The following is a 13,036-nucleotide window of genomic DNA, read 5'->3' as shown; positions in this document are numbered from 1 at the left end:
TTGATACAATGGACGGTGTCTTATCCAACGAAAACCCCCAATCTGTTTTATAATGCATAATAGATGCTGAAATAAATTCAGCATGACGGCCGTACTAGAAACCTACAACTCCAACAACCGTTCCAAATGATGATAGCCAATCCCAAAATATTCCTTACTCGCTTTAATCCTCTCCAAAATCCCTGTCTGCTCCTCTGTCTTCGGACTTCCGACTAAAGACTTCGGACTTTTCTTCACTCCCACCACAAGCACGTTTTTAGGCGTATGCGCATCAGAGATAAATTCGAAAACTTTTGTTTTATAGCCAAAATATTCTAAAATCAAAGCACGTATGCCATCGGTAACCATTTCAGCCTGACGTTCTAAAAAGATTCCATATTTAGTTAAAAAAGAAACATCATTCTTCACTTTATTTTGCTCAATTTCCCTGCGAATCTGTTTATGGCAACATGGAGCAACCACAATCAGCTCTGCATTAGCTTTAATACCTTTATAAATGGCATCATCAGTAGCGGTATCACAGGCATGTAATGCAATTAACAGGTTTACATCCTCTGCCTTAAAATCTTCAATAGTTCCCTGTACAAAATTCAGTTTATCAAAAGCAGATTTAACGGCCACCTGGTTACACAAATCAACCATGTCCTGCCTGTACTCTACTCCTATTACTTCGCTGTCTAATTTTAAAACCGAATGCAGGTAATCGTAAAGTGCAAAAGTTAAATAACCTTTACCCGAACCCATATCAGCCACTTTTTTAATGGTACCTTCTGGCAGTTCTTTTATCAGCGTGCTAAGAATTTCAATGTAATGGTTAATCTGCCTGAATTTATCCTGTGCATTTTTAAAAACCTTACCATCCGCATCCGTAATCTTTAATTCGGTTAAATATGATTTCGAATCAGGTTTGATCAACCTTGCTTTTTCCTTGTCATGATTGGCAGATGGCGTTGCCACACTCGATGCTTTAACTTTCCGCAACACAACTTTTCCATTGTTCAGCTCTTCCAAGATCAGATCGTTTTCTGTGGTAAACAGCGTAGCTATTTTAAATCCTTGCTCCAGATAACCTTCAATTAAATCGATTGCCGCTTCAACAGCATAGTTTTTTACCACGTCGCGTGTTTTGTAACGATAGGTAACAGCCAGTTTATCTTCACGTTTGATTATCACCTTACGGATCAGCAGTTGTTTTAAGGCTTCCTCCGTGCCTTTATAGTTCCCTAAAGAAATTTTTACAAAAGTTTCGTCTTTTAAACTGGCTTTTAAAGCGGCAATAAATGAGTTGATATATGCTTGCACTGAAATGGATTTGAAATACAAAGATAATCAAGTTTATCCGGAGCTGAACATCCAGCTCATAATGTAACAATAGAGCGACTATTTAAAAAGATGGAAGACGGAAAATGTAACATAGACTGTCATCTTCAACTATAAAAATCGTTGGGTACTTGATTTAAATAAATAATTAACATAATACGATTTAGAAACACGACATAACATCATTATCTATATTGATTCCAAAGTAGCGGAACGCTTTTTTTTCAAAAAATTAAACTTTAGATTAGGGTATTTAAATAGCTAATCACAATACATGAGTGACTTTCAGATAAAAAAATCGCCTACCGTATATGATGCCATTGTTGTTGGTTCAGGTGCAGGTGGTGGAATGGCAGCCTACGTGCTGGCGCATGCCGGTCAAAAGGTTTTAATGCTTGAGGCCGGTCAAAATTTTGATCCGCGATTAGATTCACATCAATTAAAATGGCCATGGGAATCACCCCGTCGTGGGGCAGGTACTGTCCGTCCGTTCGGTGATTTTGATGCTTCTTATGGTGGTTGGGAACTAGAAGGCGAGCCTTATACCCAGAAAAACAAAAGTGAATTCGAATGGTTCCGTTCGCGCATGCTTGGTGGCCGTACCAACCACTGGGGCAGAATTTCTTTACGGATGGGTCCGGATGATTTTAAACCTAAAGATGGTTTAACCGATACCTGGCCGATAACCTATGCCGATGTAAAACCATTTTACGATAAAGTTGACCGCATGATCGGTATTTATGGAACAGCTGAAGGTTTAGAAAATGAACCTGATGGAATTTTCATGAAGCCGCCTAAACCCAGGTTAAATGAGCTTTTCATTAAAAAAGGGGCTGAAAAAGCAGGAGTTAAAGTCATTACTGGTCGTGGGTCTGTATTAACAGAAGCTTTACCGAACAACAATGATCGTGCACCTTGTTTTTACTGTGGCCAATGTGGCAGGAGCTGTAAAGTTTATGGCGATTTTTCATCTTCATCTTGCCTGGTAAACCCTGCGGTAAAAACAGGAAACCTAACTGTTATTACAGATGCAATGGTACGCGAAGTGATTACGGATAAGGACGGGACTGCTAAAGCAGTTTCTTATGTAAACCGAAAAGATCTGCAGGAATATCAGGTAAATGGCAAACTGGTTATTTTAGGTGCGAGTGCGTGCGAATCAGCGCGTATATTATTAAATTCAAAATCAACTTCACATCCAAATGGCCTGGCCAATAGCAGTGGTGTAGTGGGTAAATACCTGCACGATTCTACAGGGGCAAGTGTTTCGGGTTTTCTACCGCAATTAATGGATCGGAAACGTTATAATGAGGATGGTGTTGGCAGTGTGCACATTTATTCGCCATGGTGGTTAGATAATCGCAAACTCAACTTCCCACGAGGTTATCATATCGAATATTGGGGCGGAATGGGCATGCCTGCTTATGGTTTTGGTGGCGGTGTGGCGCAAATGAACGGCATGGTACCCGGCAGAGATGGTAAAATGAAAGAAGCCGGAGGTTATGGAAAATCACTAAAAGATGATTACCGCCGTTTTTATGGAACAGGTGTTGGTATGGCCGGCAGAGGTACCGCCATTGCCAGAGAAAGTAACTATTGCGAAATTGACCCGAACACGGTAGATAAATATGGTATTCCGGTTTTAAGGTTTAACTATAACTGGGATAAAGATGAAATTCTACAGGCGAAACACATGCAGGAAACTTTCCTTTCTATTATGAAAGAAATGGGTGCGGTGGTCACTTCAGAAATTCAGGGTGCAGATACCAATTACGGTTTACTCAACCCTGGCAAAATTATCCACGAAGTAGGTACCATACGCATGGGCGATGACCCTAAAAAATCGGCGCTTAATAAATACTGCCAGGCACATGACTGTAAAAATCTATTTGTGGTAGATGCTGGTCCGTTTGTACAACAGGGCGATAAAAATGCCACCTGGACTATCCTGGCCCTATCCATGCGTACTGCAGAATATATTTTAGCTCAAAAGAAAAAACAGAACATTTAAGAATTACCATATGAACAGACGTGATTCACTAAAAGCATTAGGTTTAACCGCCATCAGTACAAGCGTGTTGCTTGATGCCTGTAAACAGCCTGAAGCAAAAACCGAAGTTGCTGCACCAGAAGAGAGCGCAAAAGAAGCAGGAAGAGAGCAATGGGAATTGGAGCGTGATAAAAATCTGAAATCTGAAACCTTTTTCAACAAACATGAGATGGCTACGATTACAGTTTTAGCCGATATCATTATCCCTAAAGATGAAGTTTCGGGCAGTGCATCTGATGCAAAAGTGCCGGAGTTTATCGAGTTTATCGTAAAAGATATCCCAGAGCATAAAATACCTATGCGTGGCGGCCTGAAATGGTTGGATCTATATAGCTTCAATAAGTTTCAAAAACCTTTTGTTGAAGCCTCTGCAGAACAGCAGATCTCGATCGTAGATGAAATTGCTTACCCTAAAAAAGCCCGACCAGAAATGCAGGCAGGCGTAACCTTTTTCAACAGAATGAGAAATTTAACGGCATCGGGTTTTTACACGACAGAAATGGGTGTAAAAGATATTGGTTATGTGGGTAACGCACCAAATCAATGGGCAGGTGTTCCTGCAGATGTACTCAAGCAGTATGGAATGGAAAACGTGAAGATTTAACTTAAAGGAGCGGGCATTCGCTCCTTTTTATTTGGTGTGCAGATCTAAATACAATAAATGTTTAAATTTCTGCTTTGAATTAACGGGTAACTTCAAACTCCCATGTTCAGAAATGATAATAGTATAATGGAAGGTTAATTCTTGTCCTGAAGCTAACGCTATACTTCCAGTGGTAAAATTCGAGAGCATAGAACTTCCTTTGATATTAATTTGAAAACCCTCATTTTTCTCATTGAGCCAACCGTTTATGAAATGACGGTCATTAACTACAGGTTGATCATCCAATCTTAAATAAAGCCCCTGCCAAACATTGCCTACCCAAAAAGCTGGTTTTGTTTTTAAACGACTACTTGAATTCCATTTTACCGTATCCGGGCGCGCATTTCCCTTTTGACCCAACCCACCAAAATAGTTCGAACTGCCAATATTGAAAGGGATATGAAAATTGATATTTTGAAATTTAACCTCAGCACCAGAAACATATACTTTAAAGCGAATAACCCCGTTCGCATATGCTTTGCCAAAAACCTCTTGTTTCACGCCGTCTGCTGTACTTTGCGCTTGCCATGTAACAGAGTCTTTTCCAACTGTTAAAAACCTGAATACAGTTGGAATAAATTTGAACTGTTTTTTAGCATCGGTATAATAGTGAAAATGAATGGGCTCATAAAGTATTTGATGGAGTTTCGCAATACTATCAGACAAATAGCCTTCGCCGCCTACCTGCTTTAAAAAACCATCTGCATTGATCTCTATTTTATGTCCTCTGATTGACAAGGTTTGACCAGCCACTGTGAGTGAGTTATAGCGATTAAGATCCTGGGCATAACCTGAAGATAAACAAGTAAAGAAAATAAGTAATAGGCTGGCAAATACTTTCATAAGTGTTAGTAAAAATTTCCTTCAAGGTAACAAAAAAAGTCCTGCTCTTTCGAACAGGACTTTCGTATACTTAAGTTGAATAAAATTATTCTCCTTTTGGTTCTTCAGTAGCAGGAGCTTCTTCAGCAGGAGCAACTTCTTCAGCAACTTCAGCTTTAGCTTCAGCATCTTTAGGTGCAGCAGCAGCTTTACTTCTACCACGACGAGTTGTTTTCTTCTCTTCTTTAACTTCTACATCTTTACCGTAAACTGTATTGTAGTCTACCAATTCAATTAAAGCCATCTCAGCGTTATCACCCTGACGGTTGTTTAATTTAATGATACGAGTATAACCACCTGGACGGTTAGCCACTTTCTCAGCCACTTCGCGGAACAAAATAGTGATTACTTCTTTATCCTGTAGGTAAGAAAAAACTGTACGACGTGAGTGAGTAGTGTCATTTTTCGCTTTAGTGATTAATGGCTCAACATAAGTACGTAAAGCTTTAGCTTTAGCTAAAGTTGTAGTAATTCTTTTTGCTTTAATTAGTGATGTAGCCATGTTAGCTAACATCGCTTTTCTGTGGCTGTCGGTTCTACCTAAGTGGTTTACTTTTTTACCGTGTCTCATTGTTTTTTGATTAAGTGTATACCGTCTCTGTCTCAGAGGGAATTATACACTGTGAACTAATAGTTTATTTCACACTTAGCGCTGGGCGCCATGCGCTTACTCTTCGTCTAATTTAAATTTAGACAGGTTCATACCAAATGATAAACCTTTTGATTTTACTAATTCCTGAATCTCTGTTAAAGATTTCTTACCGAAGTTTCTGAATTTTAACATATCAGCAACATCGTAAGAAACTAAATCAGCTAAAGTACGGATATCAGCAGCTTTTAAGCAGTTTAATGCCCTAACTGAAAGATCCATATCTACTAATTCAGTTTTAAGGATTTTACGCATGTGTAAAATTTCCTCGTCAACCTCTTTAGTTTCTTCTTTTGCCTGAGATTCTAATACTAAATTCTCATCAGAGAATAACATAAAGTGTTGGATAAGAATCTTAGCCGCTTCTTTTAATGCTTCTTCCGGATGAATTGAACCGTCAGTAGAGATATCTAAAACCAATTTTTCATAATCCGTTTTTTGTTCAACACGAAAGTTTTCGATCGTGTATTTTACATTTTTCATTGGAGTATAAATCGAATCGATTGCGATTACACCTACAACAGCATCAGCAACTTTATTTTCTTCAGCAGGTACATAACCACGTCCTTTATTGATGGTTAATTCCACCTCCAAAGTAACAGATTTATCCATATTGCAAATTACATGCTCAGGGTTTAAAACTGTAAAGTTGTTAGAGAATTTAGTGATATCACCAGCTTTAAACTGGTCTTGACCATTAACGATGATGAAAACTTTTTCAGAATCACCTGAATCACCTGTTTTCTTAAAACGAACTTGTTTTAAGTTTAAGATAATATCAGTTAAATCTTCTACAACACCTTTCATGGTAGAAAATTCGTGAGAAACGCCTGAAAAACGAATAGTAGTAATAGCATAACCTTCTAACGAAGAAAGTAAAATTCTTCTCAAGGCATTACCAATTGTTACACCGAAACCGGGCTCTAAAGGACGAAATTCAAATGTGCCATCGAAATCAGTTGATTTCTGCATGATCACTTTGTCTGGTTTCTGAAATGCTAAAATTGCCATTTATAATTTTTTAAATTCGTTATTGAATATATAGTAATATGAAAAAAGTTAATTACCCTTTTGAGGTAATTAACCAGATCATTTATTACTTTGAGTACAACTCGATGATTAAGTTTTCCTTGATGTTTTCAGGAATCTCATCACGTTGAGGGTAAGTTAAGAACTTACCAGTTAATTCACTGGCATTCCACTCTAACCATGCGAACTTGTTAATTGTTCTGCCTGCAACTGAGTTACTAATTGATTCTAAAGATTTAGATTTTTCACGAACAGCAACCACATCACCAGCTTTTAACTGATATGAAGGGATATTTACAACTTCACCATTCACGGTTACGTGTTTATGGCTAACTAACTGGCGTGCACCAGAACGGGTTGTTGAAATACCTAAACGGTAAACTGTATTATCTAAACGTGCTTCCAATAATTGAAGTAAGTTATCACCTGTGATACCCGCACGTGAAGATGCTTTTTTAAACAAGTTACTGAACTGTTTTTCCAATACACCGTAAGTGTATTTTACTTTTTGTTTCTCCATTAACTGGATAGCATATTCAGATTGTTTTCCTCTTCTTTTTGATGAGCCATGTTGCCCAGGAGGATAATTTTTTCTGTCTAACACTTTATCAGGACCGAAGATTGGTTCTCTGAATTTACGTGCAATTTTTGATTTTGGGCCTGTATATCTTGCCATTTTTTTCTGTTTTTAAAGTATCATCCAACCTGTAGCTGGAGATTCTTAGCTTTAAAATTAATTAAACTCTTCTCTTTTTAGGAGGACGACAACCGTTGTGAGGAAGTGGAGTAATATCTTTAATAGATGTTACTTCGATACCTGCTACCTGTAAAGTTCTGATTGCAGATTCACGACCTGAACCCGGACCTTTTACAAATACTTCAACTTTACGTAAACCTAAATCAAACGCAACTTTACCGCAATCTGAAGCTGCTTGACCAGCTGCATAAGGTGTGTTCTTTTTAGAACCTTTAAAGCCCATTTTACCAGCAGAAGACCATGAAATAGTCTGTCCGTTGTTGTTTGTTAAGGTAACGATGATGTTGTTGAAAGTAGCATTGATATGTGCCTGACCAACAGGCTCAATTACAACGATACGTTTTTTTGTTACTTTTTTACTCTTAGCCATTTTTTTTTATTAGATGCTAGATATGAGAATTGAGATATGAGATTGCTCTACCTCGGTACTTTATATCTAATTATTATCTTTAATCCAGATTTGAGCAGCGTTAAAGATATGATCTCATATCTAAAATCTCACTTCTCATACCTATCTATTACTTAGTAGCTTTTTTCTTGTTAGCAACTGTTTTTCTCTTACCCTTACGAGTACGTGAGTTGTTTTTAGTACGCTGACCACGAGAAGGTAAACCTTTTCTATGACGTAAACCACGGTAACAACCAATATCCATTAAACGTTTGATGTTTAACTGAACCTCTGAACGTAAAGCACCTTCTACTTTAATCTCATCGTTGATCATTGTACGGATTGCTGATAACTCATCATCAGACCAGTCTTGTACTTTTTTGTTTAAATCGATACCTGCCGTAGTTAAAATACGTTGAGCAGTTGTTCTACCAATACCATAGATATAGGTTAAACCGATCTCTCCTCTTTTGTTTCTTGGTAAATCAATACCTGAAATCCTTGCCATATTTGTTATTGTTTTGCAGTAATTCCGAACGGCGGGCCACCGTTGTACGGTAAATTACAATATTTTCTAATTACCCTTGACGTTGCTTGTATTTAGGATTTTTCTTGTTGATAACGTAAAGTTTTCCTTTACGGCGAATAATCTTACAATCAGCGCTACGTTTTTTAATTGATGATCTAACTTTCATTTTATTTGTATCTATAAGTAATGCGTCCTTTTGTTAAATCATAAGGAGACATTTCCAATTTAACCTTATCTCCAGGAAGGATTTTGATGTAGTGCATCCGCATCTTTCCTGAAATATGGGCAATTATCTCATGACCGTTCTCGAGTTCTACCCGGAACATGGCATTAGATAATGCTTCCCTTATTACTCCGTCTTGTTCAATTGAGGCTTGTTTAGCCATATTTTATTGATTGTTACTTAATTAGCTGCTTCTAAACAGGGTTGCAAAATTAAACAAAAAATTTTAATTATTTATTTTTTTTGTTCTAAAATTTCTTCTATTATAGAAAACGTTGATAAAACGTCTGCCTGGCCCTTTTTAATGGCTACTGTATGTTCAAAATGTGCCGATGGTTTATTGTCTTTACTGGTTACCGTCCATCCATCGTTATGGAATTTAACACCGGCTACGCCTGCATTGATCATGGGTTCTATTGCAATGACCATTCCTTCTTCCAGCTTTGGTCCTGCACCACGTTTCCCATAATTCGGAACTTCTGGTTTCTCATGAAGTTTTACCCCAACGCCATGTCCTACAAGCTCTCTTACTACACCGTATCCATTAGCTTCTGCATACTGCTGAACTGCATAGCCGACATCACCGGTACGCATCCCAACAACAGCTTTTTCGATACCCAATTCCAGGCAACGTTGAGTAACCGTAAGCAACTTCTGTTTTTCAGCATCTATCTCTCCTATTGCGAAAGTATATGCCGAATCGCCAAAATAATTGTTTTTAATTACCCCACAATCAACCGAAATGAGGTCGCCCTCCTGTATTACATATTCGCTTGGAAAACCATGAACAACTTGCTCATTCGGCGAAATACATAATGAGTAAGGGAAACCATTGTAGTTTAAAAATGCAGGAATCGCTCCGTGATCACTAATAAACTCATAGGCTAATTTATCTAATTGAATGGTAGTCATGCCTGCTTTTATCACCTTGGCCACCTCGGCTAAAGTTTTAGAAACAAGCATGGAACTTTCTCTTATTAACTCGATCTCCTCAAGAGATTTGTAATAAATTTTAGACATCCTTACACTACAGTGCTGCGTTGCTACTTGCAGCAGGAACCCCTGTTCTGCCCGTAACTCTACCTGTTTTCATCAAACCATCATAATGGCGCATCAATAAATAACTTTCGATCTGCTGTAAGGTATCCAATACAACACCAACTAAAATTAATAAAGAAGTACCACCAAAGAAGTGTGCAAACTCTTGTTTAATGCCAAACTTAACCGCAATAGAAGGCAGGATAGCAATGATCGCTAAAAATACAGCACCTGGGAACGTGATTTTAGAAATTACATCATCAATAAAAGTTGATGTTGCAAAACCAGGTTTAATACCCGGAATAAAACCACCGTTTTTCTTCATATCATCGCTCATTTGAGTGGGATTAACTGTTATTGCAGTATAGAAGAAAGTAAATGCGATAATTAAAAATGCGAATGTTAAGCTATAAGCCAACGATGTGGTGTTACTAAACTGGATTAACCAAGAACCTTGTAATGAAGGAACAAACTGCATTAAAGCACCTGGAATAAACATTAACGCCTGAGCAAAAATGATCGGCATCACACCGGCAGCATTAACCTTTAAAGGGATGTACTGACGAACACCACCAAACTGGCGGTTGCCAACAATTTTCTTAGCGTATTGTACAGGCACTTTGCGTACACCTTGAACAATTAAAATGGTAAACATTACCACGGCAAATAAAGCAACGATCTCTAAAACCAATGCAACCGGACCTCCACCTTCACTAGCCGAACCCACACGTGCACTAAACTCTTGAGAAATTGCAACTGGTAAACGGGCAATAATACCAACCATGATGATTAGCGATGTACCGTTACCAATACCTTTATCCGTAATTTTTTCACCTAACCACATTACAAATAGTGTACCTGCTGTTAATACAAACGTAGACAACACTAAAAATAAAGTATTTGGCAATAAAATAGCTTCTGCAGGAACTTGCGTTTTAACGTAACCAACAGACTGAACGATTGTGATCGCTACCGTTAGGTAGCGGGTAATCTGGTTCATTTTCTTTCTACCACTTTCGCCCTCTTTCTGCATTTTTTGGAAAGAAGGAACAGCAATACCCAATAGTTGCACCACGATGGATGCAGAGATATAAGGCATTACCCCCAATGCTAAAATAGACACACGAGAGAAAGAACCTCCGGCAAACATATCTAGTAAGCCTAAAATTCCTGATTTTTCGTTATTGCCTAAAGCAGTTGGATCCACACCTGGTAAAACCACGTGAGATACGAAACGGTATACCAAAAGAATTAAGAGCGTAAACAATATACGCTCTTTTAATTCCTGAATTTTCCAGATATTACTTAAAGTAGTAAATAGCTTCTTCATTTAATAATTACAATTTTACAATAGAACCACCTGCAGCTTCAATAGCTTTTTGTGCGGTTGCAGAGAACGCATGTGCTGTAATATCTAGCTTTGCTTTAACTTCACCACGACCTAAAATTTTAACCAAGTCGTTTTTTGAAGCTAAACCATGTGCTTGTAAAGCAGCAAAATCGATAGTTGTTAAGCTATGTTTTTCAGCTAATGCTTGTAAAACGTCTAAGTTTACACCAACATATTCTGTACGGTTGATTGGTTTGAAACCAACTTTAGGTACACGACGTTGTAAAGGCATTTGACCACCTTCGAAACCGATTTTGGTTTTGTGACCTGAACGAGAACCCGCACCTTTGTGACCACGGGTTGAAGTACCGCCACGACCAGAACCTGTACCACGACCAATTCTTTTACTGTTTTTTGTAGAACCTACTGCAGGTTTTAAATTACTTAAATTCATCTTTTTGAATTTGTGTTGCCCTTCGCTTTCACTAAACAGGTACAACGATTAAACATATATAAAGGTAGTACCAGCTTTTATACCCATACTACCTTTAAAACTTTACTAGATTGCTTCGATTGCTACCAAATGGTTCACTTTACGAACCATACCGATAATCTGTGGAGTAGCTTCTACTTCTACGCTCTGGTTCATTTTAGATAAACCCAAAGCCTGAACGGTTCTTTTTTGGCGCTCGCTTCTGTCGATAACGCTTTTTACTTGTGTTATTTTGATCTTAGCCATGATATTATCCGTTAAATACTTTGTTTAAATCTATACCACGGGTTTGGGCTACTGTATAAGCATCACGCATTTTAGTTAATGCATCAACAGTTGCTTTTACCACGTTGTGTGGGTTAGATGATCCTTTAGATTTTGCCAATACGTTATGCACGCCAGCACTCTCTAATACAGCACGCATCGCACCACCTGCAATTACTCCGGTACCTACTGCAGCTGGTTTGATTAAAACAAAACCACCTGAGAATTTACCGATTTGCTCGTGAGGAACAGTACCGTTTAAAATTGGAACTTTTACCAAGTTCTTTTTAGCATCATCCACACCTTTAGCAATTGCTTCAGTTACCTCTTTCGCTTTACCTAAACCGAAACCAACAACACCGTTTTCATCACCTACCACAACAATTGCTGAGAAGCTGAAAGTACGGCCACCTTTGGTTACTTTGGCAACACGTTGTATACTAACCAAACGATCCTTTAATTCGATATCGGTGGTTTTTACTCTTTTTATATTAATAGTTGACATCTTACTTTTTCTTCAGATTAAAATACTAAACCAGCTTCGCGGGCACCCTCTGCCAACGATTTTACACGACCGTGGTATAAATAGCCATTTCTATCGAAAACAACTTCTTTAACACCTGCAGCAATTGCTTTTTCGGCAACTAATTTACCTACTGCAACAGACTGATCGCTCTTGTTTCCAGTACCAGTAAAATCTTTCGATAATGATGATGCTGATGCTATTGTTGTACCGGTTACATCGTTAATTACCTGCGCATAAATCCCTTTATTGCTTCTATATACAGATAACCTTGGACGTTCTTCCGAACCGGTAAGTCTTTTTCTGATCCCTTTTTTAATACGATCTCTTCTTGATAATTTTTTACCTGCCATGATTACTATTTTTTAGATGCTGATTTACCTGCTTTTCTTCTTAACACTTCACCTACAAACTTGATACCTTTACCTTTATATGGTTCCGGTGCACGTAACGAACGGATTTTCGCTGCTACCTGGCCAATCAATTGTTTGTCTGTGCTCTCTAAAATGATTTTAGGAGTCTGACCTTTTTCTGACTGCGTAGTTACGGTAATTTCCGCTGGCAATTGGAATACATAGTGGTGAGAATAACCTAAAACCAGATCTAGTGTATTACCTGTGTTTGTAGCACGGTAACCAACACCTACTAATTCTTGAGTTAATTTGTAACCTTCTGTAACACCAACAACCATGTTGTTAAGCAATGAGCGATATAAACCGTGTAATGCTTTGTGTTTCTTTTGATCTGATGGACGTTGAACTGTTAAAATTCCATCTTCTTGACTTACAGTGATATCTGAATCTACTGCTTGTGTTAATTCACCTTTTGGTCCTTTTACAGTTACTACGTTATCTTTTGATACGGTAATTGTAACACCTGCAGGGATTGTAATTGGGGCTTTTCCTATTCTTGACATTG

Annotated in this window: 18 protein-coding genes; 2 read left to right on the top strand and 16 right to left on the bottom strand. The window is 38.1% G+C overall.

What is annotated here, in order from left to right; all coding sequences use genetic code 11:
* Positions 1 to 102: 102 nt before the first annotated feature.
* Positions 103 to 1,302, bottom strand: coding sequence for a class I SAM-dependent methyltransferase (locus BLR60_RS14705; protein ID WP_244155668.1), 1,200 nt, complete (start codon positions 1,300 to 1,302; stop codon positions 103 to 105).
* A gap of 292 nt (positions 1,303 to 1,594) precedes the next feature.
* On the opposite strand from BLR60_RS14705, the gene BLR60_RS14700 reads away from it, so the two are divergent.
* Positions 1,595 to 3,331, top strand: coding sequence for a GMC family oxidoreductase (locus BLR60_RS14700; RefSeq protein ID WP_090501121.1), 1,737 nt, complete (start codon positions 1,595 to 1,597; stop codon positions 3,329 to 3,331).
* Between the two features lie 10 nt (positions 3,332 to 3,341).
* Positions 3,342 to 3,974, top strand: coding sequence for a gluconate 2-dehydrogenase subunit 3 family protein (locus BLR60_RS14695; protein WP_090501119.1), 633 nt, complete (start codon positions 3,342 to 3,344; stop codon positions 3,972 to 3,974).
* 27 nt (positions 3,975 to 4,001) lie between these two features.
* Here BLR60_RS14695 and BLR60_RS14690 read toward each other — a convergent pair whose 3' ends face one another.
* The 15 genes from BLR60_RS14690 to rplF form a co-directional block, all read right to left on the bottom strand.
* Complete coding sequence (locus BLR60_RS14690; protein ID WP_090501117.1) at positions 4,002 to 4,856, bottom strand: glycoside hydrolase domain-containing protein; 855 nt, start codon at positions 4,854 to 4,856, stop codon at positions 4,002 to 4,004.
* An 85-nt stretch (positions 4,857 to 4,941) separates the two neighbouring features.
* Entirely contained in the window at positions 4,942 to 5,466 is a 525-nt protein-coding gene (gene rplQ, locus BLR60_RS14685; protein WP_090501115.1) for a 50S ribosomal protein L17, read from the bottom strand.
* A gap of 96 nt (positions 5,467 to 5,562) precedes the next feature.
* Positions 5,563 to 6,555 carry a DNA-directed RNA polymerase subunit alpha gene (locus tag BLR60_RS14680; protein ID WP_025145205.1) on the bottom strand — a complete coding sequence of 331 codons (993 nt, stop codon included), beginning with the start codon at positions 6,553 to 6,555 and terminating at the stop codon, positions 5,563 to 5,565.
* Between the two features lie 85 nt (positions 6,556 to 6,640).
* Positions 6,641 to 7,249 carry a 30S ribosomal protein S4 gene (gene rpsD, locus BLR60_RS14675; protein ID WP_029282720.1) on the bottom strand — a complete coding sequence of 203 codons (609 nt, stop codon included), beginning with the start codon at positions 7,247 to 7,249 and terminating at the stop codon, positions 6,641 to 6,643.
* Between the two features lie 61 nt (positions 7,250 to 7,310).
* The gene (gene rpsK / locus BLR60_RS14670) at positions 7,311 to 7,700 is read right to left on the bottom strand and encodes a 30S ribosomal protein S11 (protein ID WP_010599885.1); all 390 of its coding nucleotides are present in this window, start codon (positions 7,698 to 7,700) and stop codon (positions 7,311 to 7,313) included.
* Between the two features lie 148 nt (positions 7,701 to 7,848).
* Positions 7,849 to 8,226: a 30S ribosomal protein S13 gene (rpsM, locus tag BLR60_RS14665; protein WP_010599886.1), complete on the bottom strand. Its 378-nt coding sequence runs from the start codon at positions 8,224 to 8,226 to the stop codon at positions 7,849 to 7,851.
* Positions 8,227 to 8,296: 70 nt separating this feature from the next.
* Positions 8,297 to 8,413: a 50S ribosomal protein L36 gene (gene rpmJ, locus BLR60_RS14660; protein WP_010599887.1), complete on the bottom strand. Its 117-nt coding sequence runs from the start codon at positions 8,411 to 8,413 to the stop codon at positions 8,297 to 8,299.
* A 1-nt stretch (position 8,414) separates the two neighbouring features.
* Positions 8,415 to 8,633, bottom strand: coding sequence for a translation initiation factor IF-1 (gene infA, locus BLR60_RS14655; RefSeq protein ID WP_010599888.1), 219 nt, complete (start codon positions 8,631 to 8,633; stop codon positions 8,415 to 8,417).
* 71 nt (positions 8,634 to 8,704) lie between these two features.
* A complete protein-coding gene (gene map / locus BLR60_RS14650) occupies positions 8,705 to 9,490 on the bottom strand; it encodes a type I methionyl aminopeptidase (RefSeq protein WP_090501113.1) in 786 nt (261 codons plus the stop codon).
* A gap of 7 nt (positions 9,491 to 9,497) precedes the next feature.
* A complete protein-coding gene (secY, locus tag BLR60_RS14645) occupies positions 9,498 to 10,838 on the bottom strand; it encodes a preprotein translocase subunit SecY (RefSeq protein WP_090501111.1) in 1,341 nt (446 codons plus the stop codon).
* Between the two features lie 7 nt (positions 10,839 to 10,845).
* Positions 10,846 to 11,292, bottom strand: coding sequence for a 50S ribosomal protein L15 (gene rplO, locus BLR60_RS14640; RefSeq protein WP_090501340.1), 447 nt, complete (start codon positions 11,290 to 11,292; stop codon positions 10,846 to 10,848).
* 105 nt (positions 11,293 to 11,397) lie between these two features.
* Entirely contained in the window at positions 11,398 to 11,577 is a 180-nt protein-coding gene (rpmD, locus tag BLR60_RS14635) for a 50S ribosomal protein L30 (protein WP_010599892.1), read from the bottom strand.
* Between the two features lie 4 nt (positions 11,578 to 11,581).
* Positions 11,582 to 12,100, bottom strand: a complete 519-nt coding sequence (rpsE, locus tag BLR60_RS14630) for a 30S ribosomal protein S5 (protein ID WP_010599893.1) — start codon at positions 12,098 to 12,100, stop codon at positions 11,582 to 11,584.
* 17 nt (positions 12,101 to 12,117) lie between these two features.
* Entirely contained in the window at positions 12,118 to 12,471 is a 354-nt protein-coding gene (gene rplR / locus BLR60_RS14625) for a 50S ribosomal protein L18 (protein WP_090501109.1), read from the bottom strand.
* Between the two features lie 5 nt (positions 12,472 to 12,476).
* Positions 12,477 to 13,034 (bottom strand): 50S ribosomal protein L6, encoded by a 558-nt coding sequence (rplF, locus tag BLR60_RS14620; protein WP_090501107.1) that lies wholly within the window; start codon positions 13,032 to 13,034, stop codon positions 12,477 to 12,479.
* Positions 13,035 to 13,036 lie beyond the last annotated feature (2 nt).

Origin of the sequence: Pedobacter terrae, from assembly GCF_900100705.1 — a bacterium.
Taxonomy (GTDB): Bacteria; Bacteroidota; Bacteroidia; order Sphingobacteriales; family Sphingobacteriaceae; genus Pedobacter; species Pedobacter terrae.
Note: the sequence above shows the minus strand (reverse complement) of the source record. Positions and strands in the feature narration are given on the sequence as shown.